The organism is Streptomyces sp. NPDC031466, assembly GCF_055581265.1.
In genome coordinates, this window is sequence record NZ_JBVIJT010000003.1 from 584,516 (window position 1) to 600,037 (window position 15,522).

Sequence of the window (15,522 nt, forward strand, 5' to 3'; positions counted from 1 at the left end):
ACCGTGCGGTCACAAACGCTTGCGGAGTGGACAGTTGGACGGACGCGACTGTGTCCGCCGTGTGACCGCCGCCCACGTAGAAACGGCACCATGCTCATCACACGTAAGCGCGCCAAAGCGCACACCCTGATCGCCGCGTCCGCTCTTGTCGTCGCCGCTTTCGGTGCCGCCGGCTGCTCCGGTGACTCGAACGCCGCCGAATCGGGCGGCAAGTCCCCCGGAACCAAGGACAAGGGATTCACCCAGGCGATGGCCTACTCGAAGTGCATGCGGGAGAACGGCGTCCCCGACTATCCGGACCCGGAGCAGGACGCCGACGGCCGGGTCAAGGCGAACCCCGGCAATGGCGCGAACGACCCGAAGACCCTGCAGGCGATGGAGGCCTGCCGCGACAAGATGCCGCAGGGGCGCTCCGTGGAGAACGGCGGCAAGATGGACGCCTCCAAGGTGAACTCGTGGGCCGAGTGCATCCGTAAGAACGGCATCCCGAAGTTCCCGGACCCGGAGGTCGACGGCACCCGGATCAACGTGCCGCTCGGCAAACTCGGCATGATGCCCGACGACCCGAAGATGCAGAAGGCGTCGCAGGCGTGCCAGGACAAGTCCCCGGGCGGCGAGATGTACTTCACTGACGGGTCCGAGCAGTGACGACGCCCGATCACACCCGGGGACTGCGGGAGCCCGGCGGGCCGGACGGCGACTCGGCCGCCGTGCTGGAAGTGCGCGAGCCCGGTGTTCTGGCCACCGAGCAGCCAGCCGGGGCGGCGCTCGCCGCTTCCGCCCCGGAGCACGCGGAGCACGCGGAGCAGGCCCCCGTGCCAGCCACCGGCGGCGGGGGCGAGGGAGGCGCCGGCAGCGGCGAGGAGCCGCTCGGTCACCGCAAGCGGCGGCCGCTGCGCACCACCCTGATCGTGCTGGTGGCGATCGCCGTGGCCGCGGCCGCGGGGCTCGCCGCCAGCGGCTCGCTGGGCGGCAAGGAGGACGACAAGCCCGAGGCCTCCAAAGGCCCTTCGGCGACGGCGAAGGTGCAGCGCACCTCCCTGACCGACACCCAGACCGTGGACGGCAGCCTGAGTTACGGCGATTCCACCACCGTCCTTGCCCAGTCCTCCGGCGGCGGATCCAAGCCTGGAGCGGGCGGCGGCTCCGGGATCGTCACCTGGGTGCCCAAGGCAGGCGACACCATCAAACGCGGCGGGGACGTCTACCGCGTCAACCAGCAGAAGACGCCGCTGCTCTACGGGACCATCCCCTTCTACCGCACCATGAAGTCCGGCGACTCCGGCAGCGACGTCAAGATCCTCGAGCAGAACCTGAAGGCCCTCGGCTACGACGGCTTCGTCGCCGACTCCACGTACAACGACGACACCGCCGCCGCCGTCACGGAGTGGCAGGACGACCTGAACCGCGAGGAGACCGGCACCGTCAAGCCGGGCGACGCGGTGGTGGCCCCCGGGGCCAGGAAGGTCTCCGCCGTGAAGGCCGAGCTGGGCGCCGCACCCAGCGGCGAGGTGCTGACCTGGACCGGGACCGAGCGGGTCATCACCGTGGACCTCGACGCCCAGTACGAGGACCTCGTCAAGAACGGCACGAAGGCGCAGGTAGAACTCCCCGACGGGACGAGCGTCGAGGCGACGGTCACCGAGGTCGGCTCGCCCTCGAACACCGCCGACGAGGGGTCCGGCGACTCGGGCTCCGGTGGCTCCGGCTCCGACGACAGCGACAAGGCATCGACCCTCCCCGTCGAGCTGAAGGTGAAGGACCAGAAGGGCCTCGGCAGCTATCAGGCGGCGTCGGTCGACGTCACCCTGAAGTCGGAGAGCCGCAAGAACGTGCTCGCGGTCCCGGTCAGCGCCCTGGTGGCGAAGGACGGCGGAGGCTACGCGCTCGAGGTCGTGAAGCCCTCGGAGCCGAACGGCGTCAAGTACGTCACGGTCAAACTCGGCATGTTCGCCGACAGCATGGTGGAGGTCTCCGGCGCCGGCATCTCCGAGGGCACGGTCGTGGGGGTCCCGAAGTGAGCCCAGCGTCCCACCCGGTGGTCGACCTCGCCGGGGTTTCCAAGTCGTACGGCGAGCTCACCGCGCTGCACTCCGCCGACCTGGTGATCCACCGCGGCGAACTGCTCGCGGTGGTCGGCCCGTCCGGCTCCGGCAAGTCCACGATGCTCAACATCATGGGCACCCTGGACCGCCCGTCGGAGGGCAAGGTCCGCATCGGCGGCCACGACATCGACGAGCTGCGCGACCGCGACCTCTCCGCACTGCGGGCCGCCACCATCGGCTTCGTCTTCCAGCAGTTCCACCTGGCGCAGGGCATACCGGCGCTGGACAGCGTCGCGGACGGGCTGCTCTACAGCGGCCGGCCCCGCGCCGAGCGGCGCGAGCTGGCCGAGCGGGCACTGCGCCGGGTCGGCCTCGGCCTGCGGCTCTACCACGAGCCGCACCAGCTCTCCGGCGGCGAGAAGCAGCGCGTGGCCATCGCCCGCGCGGTGCTCGGCGACCCGCCGCTGCTGCTCGCCGACGAGCCGACCGGCGCGCTGGACTCCCGTTCCGGCGCGGTGGTGATGGAGCTCCTGCACGAGCTGCACGAGGCCGGCACGACCGTCGTGGTCATCACTCACGACCGTGACATCGCCGCATTGCTGCCGCGGGAGGTCCGGCTCAAGGACGGCCGGATCGAGCACGACTCGGCCGTCGGCACGGCGGCCGACGAGCTGATGGCCGGAGGGAGCGCCCGATGAGCCTCGTGTCCCCGCCCCGGGAGACCGAATCCGCCCCCTGGCGCAGCCTCCCGGCACCCCCGCGCCCCAAGGCCGCCCGGATGGGCCCGGCCGATGTGGTCCGGGTCGGTGGCTCGGGGCTGCGCGCGCGGCCGATGCGGGTGTTCCTGTCCGCGCTCGGCATCGCCATCGGCATCGCCGCCATGATCGGCGTGGTGGGCATCTCCTCGTCCTCCACCAACGACCTCAACCAGCGCCTCGCCGCCCTCGGCACCAACCTGCTGACGGTGGCCCCCGGCGAATCCTTCGGCGGCGGCACCGCGCACCTGCCCGAGCAGTCGCTCTCGATGATCGGCAACATCCCGGACGTCACCTCGGTCTCCGCGCTCGGCAAGACCAGCGCGAAGGTCTACCGCAACGACATGATGCCGGAGGAGGAATCCGGCGGCCTGCGCGTCACCGCGGCCCGCACCGACCTGCTGAAGTCCATCGGCGGAGAACTCACCGACGGCCGCTGGCTCAACGCGGCCAACAGTAAGTACCCGGCCGTCGTGCTCGGCGCCAACGCCGCGTACCAGCTGAACATCCACCACGCCGGACCGGAGGTAAGGGTCTGGCTCGGCGACCGCTGGTTCACCGTCGTGGGGATCCTGGCACCGAACGAGCTGCTGCCCGCCCTGGACAACAACGCCATGATCGGCTGGGGCGTGGCGAAGGCGGAGCTGGGCTTCGACGGCTACCCCACCACCGTCTACGTCCGCGCCGAGGAGGACGCCGTCAAGGACGTCCAGGCCAAGCTCGGCGCCACCGCCAACCCGGAGGTCCCGAGCGAGGTCGACGTCTCCCGCCCCTCCGACGTACTGGCGGCGAAGGAGGCCACGGACGACACCCTCAGCGGCCTGCTCCTGGGCCTCGGCGGAGTGGCGTTGCTCGTCGGCGGCGTCGGCGTGGCCAACACCATGGTCATCTCCGTCCTCGAGCGCCGCTCCGAGATCGGCCTGCGCCGCTCGCTCGGCGCGACCCGCGGCCAGATCCGCACCCAGTTCCTGGCCGAGGCGCTGCTGCTGTCCGTACTCGGCGGCATCGGCGGCGTACTGCTCGGCATCGGCGTCACCATCGGCTACGCGACGTACCAGGACATGACCACGGTGGTGCCGGCCTGGGCCATGGTCGGCGGCGTCGGCGCCACCCTCGTGATCGGCGGCCTGGCCGGCTTCTACCCGGCTGTACGAGCCGCCCGGCTGCCTCCCACCGAAGCGCTGGCCACCTCGTAGTCCCGCTGCCGTTCCGCCCCGAGCCGCGGTGCCCCTGCTGACGCCCCCGGGCAGCAGGGGCACCGCACTGTCTGCGGCGGCACGCGACCCTTCGGGCGGGTCGCGGAATTGGTGGTGGGCCTCATCTTCAGGGTCCGAGGGCGTCAGACGTCATACAGGATGATGGTGACTGTTCCGTCGTCGAATGCGCCGTAGGGGACAGGCGTGGGCCTTGGGGGCACACGGTCACGGGGTGACGATGGCGAAGTCGGTGTCGGGCTTGGTCACGTAGCCGAACACGGTCGCGGGGGCCGTCGGATCGTCGCCGGATACGGTGATCTCGCCGTCGTCCACAGCGGATTGGAAGGCGGTTCGCAGGGAGCCGCCGCGGGCCGCCGCTTTGATCAGCATCTTGTTGAGCGCGCTTCGGGTCAGGGCGATGGTGGCCTGGGGCTTGGCGACCAGGAGGTCCTTGCCGGGTACGTGGATGAAGGCGCCGTTGCGCAGCGTGGTGGTGGCCCCCTGCTGCTGGGGTTCCGTGATCAGCCGTCGCAGGGAGATCGGTTCGCGTTGTTCCCGGCCGGCCCTCGGGCCGTCGATGCTCTGGGCCAGGGTGTCGAAGATCTGGTCCAGGCTGAGGCTCTGGATCAGGTCGAGCCCGGCCTGGCTCGGGGTGCCGCCGGGGCCGGTGAGGACTTCCTTGGCGCCGGTGAGGAAGAAGTTGCGCCAGGTGCCGTTCTCGGCGCCGTAGCCGAGCTGGGTCATGGCCTTGGCCTGGAACTGCTTGACCCGCCCCCCCCACCTGCAGACCCGTGACGTCACCAGCTGCACGGTGAGGTGGCCCCGGGGGCGGAACAAGCCCCTCCGTGATCATCTGTGGCCAGTTCGGCCCTCATGCCACCACCTCCTGTGGCCGCTACATTCATCCCCGACCGGACCCACCCGACCAGGGGGAAGCAGGCAATGATGCGCTCCACAGGACCCGTCGGCCGCTTAGGCAGATCATTCATGGCGGTGACCGCCACGGCGGCCGCCGTAGCGGTCACCGCCATGAGCCTTGCCGCCTCACCGGCTGCCGCAGCGCCCACCGGCACGACCGCGCCCCGGCCCGGCGACAGCTGTACGGCCGCCGACCTCGGCACCCGGCACCCGTACATCAAGACCACCGAAGTGTCCCCGACGATCACCCACTTCAAGGGCTGGTACGTCACCGAGGGCACCACCGGCACCCAGACCGTCACCACCAGCACCCAGACGACCATCTCCGTCTCCGTCGGCCTCAACGGCAACGCCGAGGGCGGTTTCGCCGTCGAGACCCTCGGCAAGGTCGGCGCGAGCCTGGGGCTGAGCGTGAAGGTCGACTCCTCCTCCACCAGCACCGTGTCGAACGCCGTCACGTGGAACTTCAGCAAGCCCGGCTACTACGGCGTCTACAAGGGCACCAAGAAGGTCACCGGCACGTACGCGAGCCTCAACTGCAACCGCGTCCAACAGGGCGACGGCAGCTGGGCGTTGAAGTGGTTCGAGGGGTCCGGCGGCGGCAGTTTCACCACCTTCACCACCCTTGAGGAAGGCGCGGTCCGCTGTCAGGACAGCGTGCCCGCGGGCAGCATCATGGCCAAGGCACAAGGCCTCCTCGACTGCGGCTCGGCCGCTGCGAAGACCGAGCGCCCGGCGGGCCCCGTGGCGCCGACGGCGAAGCAGAAGCGGGACCGTCTCGTGCAGCGCCCGGCCCTCGCCGGCGGCACGCCCGCCGAACAGCCCAAGGCCGCCGGACGCGGCGCGGAGGCCGCTCTGGACTGCGTGGGCGGCGCCTTCAAGATCGCCGTACCCGGCAAGTCCCTGTCCTGGGGCGCACCGCTCCGGGCGGACGACGGTGTCCGGCTGCGGCCCTCGACGATCTTCAGCGGCCACCTGGACCACTGGCGCCTGTGCAACGTGACGGAGCGCGACGGGGTCCTCGAGGCGTCCCTGTGGAACTGGGGCAACGGCGGGTGCGCGAGCATCCCCGAGCAGAACGCGGCCATCGACCGGGCGGTCCTGATGACGGTCCCCTGCGCGGAGGACGACCTCCAGCGGTTCTACGTCTACCGCGACGTGCCGGGCAGCTCGAAGGTCGGTCTGCAGAACAAGTACACCGGCTCCATGATGGGCCACGACCGGTACGCCGACGGGGAGTTCCTGCGCCAGTACTCCAACGGCAGGCAGGACGGCACGGGTACCTACGACCTGATCGGAGTCTGACGGCCCACGCTCCCTGACACGGACCAGTCGCCCGGCCCGTGTCAGGGAGTGGTTCCGGTAAGTGCTCCCGCGATGGCCCTGCCCGTGGTGGGGGCCGTGAGGTAGCGGCTCACGGAGTGCATCTCGACGCCGTTGTGGACCTCATGGTCCTGGACCCGCGCGCCGAATCGGGGGGCGAGTTGCTTGACGAGGGCGACGATGTCGCCCTTGTCGGCGATGTTCGTCCAGTGTTCGATTCCGGGTGGCCAGACGCCTGTGCCCTGGTGGGGAGCAGGCGACAGGCGGTCGAAGATCAGGCCGCGCAGTCCGAGCGGCGAGCCGAGGGTGATCAGCGTGGAGACCCGCCACTCGGGGTGCGCCTTCCGCAACGCCTCGTCGCACAACAGCTCGTACGCCGCCACGCTGCCCAGCGAGTGCGCCACCAGCACCCGGGTGTCCGCCGCGATGGCGCGGGCCACCGCAGCCCGCACCCGCTCCCGCAGGTCGGGCTCGTGGAAGTACCGGCGGACCTGCTTCAACCCGAAGACGAGCAACGGCTCCGCGACCCGCGCGAAGTAGGGCGCATGCGTCAGCGCGTCGAGCGCGCGGCGTACCAGCGGTCGCGTCAGCGGGCGGGTGGCCGCGTATCCGACCACACCGCGGGACTTCGCGTCCGGGCCCCGCACCTGCGGGTACACCCGCGCCGCCGCCAGCCACCACTCCAGCAGCAGCTCCGCCTCGTAGTCGCACTCCACGTCCCTCTCGTCGTACGCCGGGACCGACGTCGCCCGGGTCCCGGGCCGGACGAACACGTCGCCGTAGAAGGCGCATGCGACGTCGTGGTCGCCGAGTACCGGTCCGGCCGGGCCGAGAGCGGCCGTCACGCCGTCGCGCAGGGCGGGCGCGACCGAGGCGTGGAGCGTTCGGGGGCCCTTGAACTGCTGGGCGATCCCGTGTACCACCACGATCCGCGCCATGGGACCTCCTCGGACGAGCACCGGAGCGGCCACCTTCCGGGGTGGTCGGCGGAACGACTATAGTCCCCCCGCCACTCGCGCATTGGGGGTGGCGGTGCGTCAGATGCCGGTGCTGACAAGGGAGTTGTCATGCGTGTCGCGGTGACCGGGGGACTGGGCCGGATCGGGCGGGCCGTGGGGGCGGAACTGGCCGCGCACGGACACGAGACCGTCCCGGTCGACATCGCGCCGATGCGGGCGCAGGAGCCCGGCTACCGGCGTGCGGATCTGCGCGAGCTCTGGCAGGCCGTCGACGCCCTGGACGGCGTGGACGCGGTGGTCCACCTCGCCGCCACGGGCGTGCCCGACTCGCACACCCTGCACTCCGAGCTGGCCGAGGGGGCGACCTTCACGGCGAACACGACCTCCACCTACAACGTGTTCCAGGCGGCAGCGGTGCACGGCGTCAAGCGTGTGGTCTGGGCGTCCAGCGAGACCGTGCTCGGCCCGCCCTTCCGGATCGGCGGCCCCATTCACCTGCCCCTGGACGAGGCCCACCCCCTCCGCCCGGAGACCAGCTACGCCCTGTCGAAGGCGACCGGCGAGAGCCTCGCGCACCACTTCGCCCACTGCCACGGGATGACCCTGGTGGCACTTCGCTTCTCGGTCGTCATGGACCGGACGGACTACGCGGCGCTGCCCGAGTACTGGGCCCGGCCCGAGCGCGGCCGGTGGAACCTGTGGAGCTACGTGGACCTCGACGACGTCGCGATGAGCTGCCGGCTCGCGCTGACGGCGGATGTCGAGGGCGCGACGGCCCTGATGATCGCGGCGCCCGACACTCTGTCGGACCGCCCCACCGCCGAACTGCTCGACGTTCTCGGTGAGGGGGCGAAGCTCACCACAAGACCGTTGGGGACCTTCGAGTCGCTGCAGTGTTCCGCGAAAGCGCGCGAGTTGCTCGGCCGGCGTCCCGCTCGCTCCTGGCGGGAGGTGTACGCCGGGTGAGTCCGGGCCGCGCGTCCTTTTCCGCTCAGTCCGGATCGCCGCCGCTCTCCGTCCCGGAAGGGGTACGGCCGTGAGGCAGATCGGTGAAGAGCTCCTTGAAGGCCGGCGCGAGCCGCATGAAGTCATAGGCCGGCTCGAAGCCCAGCAGTTCGCGGGTCGCGGAGATGTCCAGGCGCTTGAACCAGTTGTCGCTGACCGCGTGGAAGATTCCGAAGCGAATTCCCTCGACCCGGATGGCACGTTCCAGGAGATGATGCAGATCCTGCTCCGCGACGAACGTTCCGATCATCCATTCGGAATCCGGAGCCCTCGCGGCCTCGGGATTCTGGCAGGCGCCGATCCGCACCGCCATGACCGTCAGCCCGTGGCGCTCCGCCATATAGCGTCCCAACGCCTCGCCGAAGCACTTGGAGACCCCGTACAAGTTCCCCGGGTTCACCGGTGCGTCCGGCGCGACCTGGCGGCCGGGCGCGTAACCGGAGACGGCGTGCACCGAGGAGGCGAAGACGACCCGCGGACAACGGGCCGCCCTGCTGGCCGTGAACAGGTGATACGTGCCCACGATGTTCGCGGTGAGCAGGCTCTCCCACTCAGCGGCGGTGTTCGAATCCGCCGCGAGATGCAGCACGCAGTCGGCGCCCCGGCACAGTTCGGTCAGCCGGGAGAGGTCCGCGAGGTCGCAGTGGGCCGTGCGCCCGTACGCGGCGAGTCCCGAGAGGTCGGTCCCCGGCCGGTCCAGCAGGAGCAGTTCGAACCGGTCCGCGGCGAATTCCGCGAATCCGCCGCCGATGCGCCCAGCCGCTCCCGTGACGACCACCTTGAGCCGGCCCTCGGTGAACGGCAAGGGCGTCTTCACCGCAACCGCATCGCCCATCCGCGCCCCATTCGTCAGTGCCGACTCCGGGCCCCAGTCTCTTCCCGTAGGCGGTGAAATGCTATCGATTCACCTGCATGGGGCGTATCGTACGACCGGAGACAAGGTTCCGAGGGGGCGGAAGCGGTCGCATGATCTCGAACGAGCCAACGGGAGCCGACTGCGGGGAACCCCGCAGATTCGTGATCGCGGCCGGGACCGGCAGTTACGCGACCCAGGGGGTCGAAGACCTGCCACGCGTCGACGCCGACGTGGAACTCATGGCGAGTCTGTTCGCCTCCTTCGGCTACGAGCGGGTGCTCCGGGACCGCAGCCGGAATCCGACCGCCAAGGAACTGGTGTCCGGTCTGGAGGAGTGGCTGGCCTCGGCGGACCGCCGGCCGGACGACATCATCGTGCTCTACTACGCCGGTCACGGCGTGCGCGCCGGCGGCGGACGCCACTACCTGCTCTGCTCGGACAGCGTCGAGAACCGCCTGGTGTCCTCCGCCGTCAGAACGGACGACCTGGCCCTGCTCTTCGCCGACGACGTGGTCCGGGCCCGCGTGCTCCTCGTCCTCGACACGTGCTACGCCGGCGCCGGAACGACCGACATCGCCATGGTGGCGAACCAGTTGGCGGCCGGGCGCACGACGGAAGCGGGAAACCTGTGGCTGCTGGCCGGCGCCCGCGCCCGGGACGAGGCCGACGAAGGCGCCCTGACCGGGGCGCTGGCCCGCGCACTGGCCGAACCGAGGGCAGGTGCCCACCAGCAGTACATCGACCTGTCGGAGATCACCGAGCGGATCAACGACCACTTCCACGAACACCACCCGTACCAGCACGCGAGCTGCACCTCCGTGGACACGGCCGGGGTGCCGCCGTTCTTCCCCAACCGCAACTTCGTGCCGGGCCTGTTCGGCCAGGAGTTGGACGTCGAGACGCTCACCCGGATGCGGCGCGAGCGATCCACCCACTTCGACCTCCGCGCACGCGGCGTGGAGTACGTCGGCGAGGTGGGCTCGTACTTCACCGGCCGCGTCGCCGCCCTCACCGCGCTGGCCCGCTGGCTGTCCCGCCCTTCCCACGACCGCCGCGCGCGCATCGTCACCGGCGGGCCTGGTTCGGGCAAGTCCGCCCTGCTCGGACGGCTTCTGCACCTCTCGGACAAGTCGGCGCCCGACGCGCGGACGCCCCCCGGGACCGTGCCGCCGACCGGGTGCGTCACCACCCACCTCCACCTGCGCCGCCGCACCCTCGACGACGTGGTGGCCGAACTGGGCCGGGCCGCGGGCTGCGTGGCCGCCACGCCGGACGACCTGCTCGGCTTCCTGCTGGAGCGGTCCGCGCAGTTCACGGTGCTCCTCGACGCCTTGGACGAGGCGGGCACCGTGGGGGACCAGGCCGAGGCGACCCTGATCGCGCGGGCCCTGCTGCGGCCGATGTCCACCATGGCGCAGGTCCGGCTCATCGTCGGCACCCGGCGCGGACCGGTCGAGGCCCTGGGGACCGCCGTCGAGATCATCGACCTGGACCAGCCGGCGTACACGGGCATCGAGGACGTGGCCGACTACGTGACGGCCCTGCTGCGGGCCGAGGACGACCCCGACAGCCCCTCCCCCTACCGGGACGACACCGCCCTGGCCGCGGCGGTGGCGGGCGGCGTCGCAGCCCGGGCCGGGCAGTCCTTCCTCGTCGCCAACATGACGGCGCGCGCGTTGATCAACCGTCAGGTGCAGGTCGACACCGCCGAGGCCGACTGGCACCGCCGGCTCCCCAACGAGGTGAAGGACGTCTTCGCCGCCTACCTCTCCCGCTTCGGCGCCAACGAGTGGCGGGTACGGCGGCTGCTCACACCGCTCGCCTACGCCGAAGGACAGGGCCTGCCCTGGGACAACCTGTGGGCACCGCTCGCCTCGGTGCTGGCCGGCGTGCGCTGCTCCGACGAGGACATCAACTGGCTCCTGGGACATGCCGGCGCCTACATCGTCGAGGTGCGCGTGGGCGATCGATCGGTGTTCCGGCTGTACCACGAGACACTCGCGGAGTTCCTGCGGGACTCCCGCCGCGACACCGAGGCCCACCGCCGGATCACCACGACCCTGCTCGACCAGGTGCCCGAGTCGGGCGCGCACCGCGCCTGGACCAACGCCCACCCCTACGTCCGGAGCCATGTCGCCAGCCACGCGGCGATCGCCGGCACCCTGGACGAGCTGCTGAGCGACCCGGAGTTCCTGGTGCACGCCGATCCGGTGACGCTGGCACCGGCGCTGCGCCGGGTCGGCACCGAGGAGGCGCGCATGGTGCGCTCGGTCTACCGTGCCTCGCTCAGGTTGCACCGTCAGTGCGACCCCCTGACCCGCCGGCAGATCCTCGCCTTCGACGCCGCGAGCCACCAGGCCCGGGAACTGGCGGCGGAGCTGAGCGCGAGCCTGCCCTGGCAGGTCCGGTGGGCCACCGGTTCCCAGGTCAATCCGGCGCTGCAGTTGTCCTTCGGCGACCATTCCCACGGCGTCAAGAGCGCCGACTGCTTCGAACTCGACGGCCGGCCCCATGTCGTCACGGCCGGCACGGACGGCCTGCTGCGGCTGTGGAACCTGAGCGACGGCAACCTCCACGGCATGCTGCGCGGCCACATGGCGGAGGTGAACTGCGTGACCTACCTGCGGTTCGAGGACGAACCGCTCGGGATCAGCGCGAGCAGCGACGGCACGGTCCGGGTGTGGAACCTGCGGAGCGAGAGCGCGCGCACGCTGCTGAGCGGGCACGTGGGCCGGGTGGGTGTCGCGGCGGGCATCGTCGTCCGCGGCCGCCTGACGCTGGCGAGCGGCGGCGACGACCGCACCATCCGCCTCTGGGACCTCGCGAGCGGGCGGGAGCAGCAGCTCCTGGTCGGCCACACGGGGGCCGTGCGGGCCCTCGCGTGCGCGGAGATCGACGGCAGGCCGAGGGTCGCCAGCGGCGGCAGCGACGGCAGCGTACGCCTGTGGGACGTGCCCGGGACCGCGGACCTGGAGTCCGGCCGCACGGCGCGCCGCCAGGTGGGACGGGTGGAACTGAAGGGGCACTCCGGTGAGGTGAACACCGTGGCCTTCGCGGAGCTGGACGGGGTGCCCGTGCTGATCAGCGGCGGCGACGACCGCACCGTACGCGTGTGGGACGTGCGGAGCCTGGAGCAGAAGTGCTTGTTCTCCGGGGACATGGGCTGGGTCAGAGCGGTGGCGTGCATGACGCTCGACGGGCGGAGCGTGGTGGTGTGCGGCACGGACAGCGGCCACGCCCACATCTGGGACCTGCGCCGGGAGGTGGAGCTGAGCGTGCTGATCGGGCACACGCACTGGGTGCGGGCCGTGGCGGGTGTGGAGGTCGAGGGGCGCACCGCGGTGGTCACCGGTGCCAGCGACGGCACCATCTGCGTCTGGGACCCCCGGATGGAGACCCAGGCGGATGTGGTGGGCCACGCGGGCGGAGTCAACGCGGTCTGCACCGTGACCGCGGACGGTCACGCCCTTGCCGTCAGCGGGGGCGACGACCGGACCGTGCGCGCCTGGGACATCGAGTCCGGTCGCCGGCGCGCGGTCATCGAGGGGCACACCGGGTTCGTCCGGGCGGTGGCCTGCGCCCGGCTCGATGACTCACCCGTGATCGTCAGCGGGGCCAGTGACGGAACCGTCAGGGTGTGGGACCTGACGAGCCGGCGCCAGCGCGCCGTGCTGACCGGGCACACCGACTGGGTCAGCTCCGTGGCCTGTACGCAGATCAGGGGCAAGCCCGTGGCGGTCAGTGCCAGCGACGACTGCACGCTGCGGGTCTGGGACCTGCACACCCTTGCCGAACGCGACATCCTGACCGGCCACACCGGCGGGATCAACACGGTGGCGTGCACGTCCTTGGACGGCCGGCCGACCGCGTTGACCGGGTCGTTCGACGGTTCGATCCGGCTGTGGGACCTGGAGACGGGCCGGGCCTCCGCCGTGTTCACCGGTCACACGGGCTGGGTGCGGGCCCTGGACTGCGGCACGCTGGACGGGCGCCCGGTCGTGGTCAGCGTCGACGACGACGGCGGGGTGTTCGTGTGGGACCTGAAGGGCCGCAAACGGCCGGTGCGCCTCAGCGACGCGGGGGCCGGGACCAACGCCATCGCCTGTATGCGACTGCGGAACCGGACGGTCGTGGTGACGGTCGGGGACGACCGGGTCGTACGGTTCTGGGATCTGCACACCCGCCGGCGCCAGGAGGGCTTCGTGCTGACCGCGCCGGGCTGGTCCCTGGCGGCGGCACCCGACAACCGGCTGGTCATCGGGACGGGCCGGGAGGTCTGCGTCTTCGACTACCGCGGCGACGGCACGCCTGCCGGGGGTGTGGCCGTCACCCGCTTCAGCTCCTGAACCTGCCGCGCGAGCCAGCGGACCGGATCACCGCCGGTCACCGCGTTCCGTAACCCCGCGGCGCGTTCCCGGCGCTCGTCGGGCGACAGGGCGAGAGCGTCCCGCAGCGCCCTCGCGGTCGCGTCGACGTTGCGCGGGTCCTCCAGGAGCAGGGCGTGCCTCCCCAGCAGATCGCTGCTGCCCGCCGAGCGGGACAGGACCAGCGCCCCGTGACGCGTGTTGAGCTGCGGCCCTTCCTGCGAGACGAGGTTCATGCCGTCGCGTACGGGGTTGACCAACAGCACGTCGTACGACGTGAGCGCCGCGAGGCACCGGGCCAGGTCGTGGCCGACATGGACGTCGAGGCAGCCGGGGAACCGGTGGTTCAGGCGCTCGACCAGGTGGCGGACCCGGTCGGCATGGAGGCGGTACTCGGGGATGCGTTCCCTGGACGGGGTCAGACAGCACGTCATGACCACCCGGCCCCGGAACGCGGGCGTGTGTTCCAGGAGGTCCTGGAACGCCTCCAGTCCGCGCAGGACGTTCTTGGCGGGGTCGATGCGGTCGACTTTGACGATGCGTCGGATGGTCGTATCCGGCACCAACTCACTCTGCCAGGCGGCGACTTGCGCGTTCCGCGCGTTCGCCGCGAGGAGCGCCGAGTCCGCGGGCACGGGGTAGCAGCCGACCGTGCTGGTGCGGGCCGGGGCCGCGACCTCGCCGTCCTGTGCCCGACGGGGGCCGGTCACCATGCCGATGATGTCCGGCGCCGTGCTGCCGCGCTGTACGCGCCGGCCCCAGGCCTCGCAGCAGTCCAGGAAGTCGGCGGCCCAGCGCGGTGACTGGAAGCCGAGCAGATCGGCGGCGAGCATGCCGTCCAGGAGCGCCCCGGCGACGGAGTCCGGCAACCGGGCCAGTTCGTCGGGAGTGCAGAACGGCGTGTGGAGGAAGAGTCCGACGGGCTGACGGGGCCGCAGGGCGCGGATGAATCCGGGGGTGGTGGCCAGCTGATAGTCCTGAACGAGCACAGGAGTGTCGGGCCGCGTGTCCCGCACGATCTGCTCCGCGACACCTCGGTTCACCTGCTGGTAGGAGCGGGTGAAGGCAGCGGTCCGCGGCGGCCGGGCGGCCGTGTCGGCCACGTCCGGCCACAGCCCGTGCAGAGCCAGCCAGAGCATGCGAACACCCACGTCGTCGTAGTACTCGCGGTATCGGCGCTCGTCGACGGGGTGAGGGGTGTACGTATAGCCCAGGCGGCGGGCCAGCTGCGCGTGTGCGGCGGAACCGATGGCGCGCCGGTCGCCCTCCGCGTCCGAAGGAGCGACCCACAGGGTGGACCGGGGGAGCCCCCGGGCGGCGGCGTCGAGGATGGCGGTGACGCTCCCGGTCCGGCGTTCCGCCCGCAGTCGTGGCCCCGCGCCGGCGAAGGTGACCGGGCCGCGATCGGAGGCGATCGCGAGCGCACGCGTCATTGGGAACGCCCGACGGCGAGATCGACCGCCTCCGTGGCGAGGGGCCGCGGGGCGGTCAGCGGGTGCCCGCGCAAGGCGTTGGCCAGGGCGTGCAGCAGTCCGATGTGGACGGTCTCCACCACGCCGTAGTCCCGACTCGGCACGTGCAGCGCCACGTCCACCTGACGCAGGGCGCGGCCGCCGTCGGAGCCGAGCAGCCCGATGGTGGCGGCGCCGAGTTCCCGCGCCGTGTCCAGGCCCGCCAGTACGTTCTCCGAGTTCCCGCTGACGCTGACGGCGATCACGACGTCCTGCGGGTCGAGCAGGGTGTCGAGCTGGCCGGAGAACCCCAGGGTGCTGCCGCTGTCGTTGACCCAGGCGGTCAGCAGTGCGGAACTGTCGGAGAGGGCGACGGCGCGCAACCGCTCATGTCTGGTGCGGCCGATTCCCTTGGCCAGGTCACAGGCCATGTGGCTGGCGGTCGAGGCGCTTCCGCCGTTGCCCATGATGTAGACCCGGGCGCGGCGGCGCCGTGCCGTTTTGAGGAGGGTCACGGCCTGGTGGAGCGCGCCCGGGTCGATCGCGCCGAAGCCGCCGACGGTGTCCCGCATGAAGAGTTCGTAGACCTGTGCCACGGATTGCGTCTGCGGGGACGACCGAGGTTGGTTGTTTCGAGGTCGGCTGCTTCC

The 15,522-nt window shown here is 71.4% G+C and carries 12 protein-coding genes; 7 read left to right on the forward strand and 5 right to left on the reverse strand.

Annotation, left to right across the window (positions count from 1 at the left end; translation table 11 throughout):
• The first annotated feature begins 90 nt into the window (after positions 1-90).
• The 4 genes from ACZ5GP_RS08405 to ACZ5GP_RS08420 are packed head-to-tail and all read left to right on the forward strand — an operon-like array spanning position 91 to position 3,996.
• Positions 91-648, forward strand: a complete 558-nt coding sequence (locus tag ACZ5GP_RS08405; RefSeq protein ID WP_468750044.1) for a hypothetical protein — start codon at positions 91-93, stop codon at positions 646-648.
• Positions 645-2,021, forward strand: coding sequence for a peptidoglycan-binding protein (locus tag ACZ5GP_RS08410; RefSeq protein ID WP_468750045.1), 1,377 nt, complete (start codon positions 645-647; stop codon positions 2,019-2,021). The genes ACZ5GP_RS08405 and ACZ5GP_RS08410 overlap by 4 nt, the downstream gene beginning before the upstream one ends.
• The gene (locus ACZ5GP_RS08415) at positions 2,018-2,743 is read left to right on the forward strand and encodes an ABC transporter ATP-binding protein (protein ID WP_468750046.1); all 726 of its coding nucleotides are present in this window, start codon (positions 2,018-2,020) and stop codon (positions 2,741-2,743) included. The genes ACZ5GP_RS08410 and ACZ5GP_RS08415 overlap by 4 nt, the downstream gene beginning before the upstream one ends.
• The gene (locus ACZ5GP_RS08420; protein WP_468750047.1) at positions 2,740-3,996 is read left to right on the forward strand and encodes an ABC transporter permease; all 1,257 of its coding nucleotides are present in this window, start codon (positions 2,740-2,742) and stop codon (positions 3,994-3,996) included. Before ACZ5GP_RS08415 ends, ACZ5GP_RS08420 begins: the two co-directional genes overlap by 4 nt.
• Positions 3,997-4,221: 225 nt before the next feature.
• On the opposite strand, the gene ACZ5GP_RS08425 is transcribed toward ACZ5GP_RS08420, so the two are convergent.
• The gene (locus ACZ5GP_RS08425; RefSeq protein WP_468750048.1) at positions 4,222-4,797 is read right to left on the reverse strand and encodes an alkyl sulfatase C-terminal domain-containing protein; all 576 of its coding nucleotides are present in this window, start codon (positions 4,795-4,797) and stop codon (positions 4,222-4,224) included.
• Positions 4,798-4,983: 186 nt separating this feature from the next.
• Here ACZ5GP_RS08425 and ACZ5GP_RS08430 point away from each other — a divergent pair, with 186 nt between their 5' ends.
• Positions 4,984-6,219, forward strand: a complete 1,236-nt coding sequence (locus ACZ5GP_RS08430; RefSeq protein ID WP_468750049.1) for a hypothetical protein — start codon at positions 4,984-4,986, stop codon at positions 6,217-6,219.
• A 41-nt stretch (positions 6,220-6,260) separates the two neighbouring features.
• Here ACZ5GP_RS08430 and ACZ5GP_RS08435 read toward each other — a convergent pair whose 3' ends face one another.
• Entirely contained in the window at positions 6,261-7,175 is a 915-nt protein-coding gene (locus ACZ5GP_RS08435) for an antibiotic ABC transporter ATP-binding protein (RefSeq protein ID WP_468750050.1), read from the reverse strand.
• A gap of 129 nt (positions 7,176-7,304) precedes the next feature.
• Between ACZ5GP_RS08435 and ACZ5GP_RS08440 the strand changes: the two genes are divergently transcribed.
• Complete coding sequence (locus tag ACZ5GP_RS08440; RefSeq protein ID WP_468750051.1) at positions 7,305-8,162, forward strand: NAD-dependent epimerase/dehydratase family protein; 858 nt, start codon at positions 7,305-7,307, stop codon at positions 8,160-8,162.
• Positions 8,163-8,187: 25 nt separating this feature from the next.
• Here the strand turns inward: ACZ5GP_RS08440 and ACZ5GP_RS08445 are convergent, their stop codons facing one another.
• Positions 8,188-9,036, reverse strand: a complete 849-nt coding sequence (locus tag ACZ5GP_RS08445) for an NAD-dependent epimerase/dehydratase family protein (RefSeq protein ID WP_468750052.1) — start codon at positions 9,034-9,036, stop codon at positions 8,188-8,190.
• A gap of 131 nt (positions 9,037-9,167) precedes the next feature.
• Between ACZ5GP_RS08445 and ACZ5GP_RS08450 the strand changes: the two genes are divergently transcribed.
• The gene (locus ACZ5GP_RS08450; protein WP_468750053.1) at positions 9,168-13,403 is read left to right on the forward strand and encodes a caspase family protein; all 4,236 of its coding nucleotides are present in this window, start codon (positions 9,168-9,170) and stop codon (positions 13,401-13,403) included.
• Here the strand turns inward: ACZ5GP_RS08450 and ACZ5GP_RS08455 are convergent.
• Together ACZ5GP_RS08455 and ACZ5GP_RS08460 are read right to left on the reverse strand one after the other, a co-directional pair.
• Positions 13,346-14,854: an alpha,alpha-trehalose-phosphate synthase (UDP-forming) gene (locus ACZ5GP_RS08455; RefSeq protein WP_468750054.1), complete on the reverse strand. Its 1,509-nt coding sequence runs from the start codon at positions 14,852-14,854 to the stop codon at positions 13,346-13,348. The genes ACZ5GP_RS08450 and ACZ5GP_RS08455 overlap by 58 nt on opposite strands.
• Complete coding sequence (locus ACZ5GP_RS08460) at positions 14,851-15,468, reverse strand: SIS domain-containing protein (RefSeq protein WP_468750055.1); 618 nt, start codon at positions 15,466-15,468, stop codon at positions 14,851-14,853. The genes ACZ5GP_RS08455 and ACZ5GP_RS08460 overlap by 4 nt, the downstream gene beginning before the upstream one ends.
• Between the last annotated feature and the right edge of the window lie 54 nt (positions 15,469-15,522).

Coding starts and splice junctions, on each gene's coding strand:
- ACZ5GP_RS08450 (WP_468750053.1), top strand. CDS start 9,168: ATGATCTCGAACGAGCCAACGGGAGCCGACTGCGGGGAACCCCGCAGA.
- ACZ5GP_RS08435 (WP_468750050.1), bottom strand. CDS start 7,175: ATGGCGCGGATCGTGGTGGTACACGGGATCGCCCAGCAGTTCAAGGGC.
- ACZ5GP_RS08405 (WP_468750044.1), top strand. CDS start 91: ATGCTCATCACACGTAAGCGCGCCAAAGCGCACACCCTGATCGCCGCG.
- ACZ5GP_RS08440 (WP_468750051.1), top strand. CDS start 7,305: ATGCGTGTCGCGGTGACCGGGGGACTGGGCCGGATCGGGCGGGCCGTG.
- ACZ5GP_RS08445 (WP_468750052.1), bottom strand. CDS start 9,036: ATGGGCGATGCGGTTGCGGTGAAGACGCCCTTGCCGTTCACCGAGGGC.
- ACZ5GP_RS08455 (WP_468750054.1), bottom strand. CDS start 14,854: ATGACGCGTGCGCTCGCGATCGCCTCCGATCGCGGCCCGGTCACCTTC.
- ACZ5GP_RS08430 (WP_468750049.1), top strand. CDS start 4,984: ATGGCGGTGACCGCCACGGCGGCCGCCGTAGCGGTCACCGCCATGAGC.
- ACZ5GP_RS08420 (WP_468750047.1), top strand. CDS start 2,740: ATGAGCCTCGTGTCCCCGCCCCGGGAGACCGAATCCGCCCCCTGGCGC.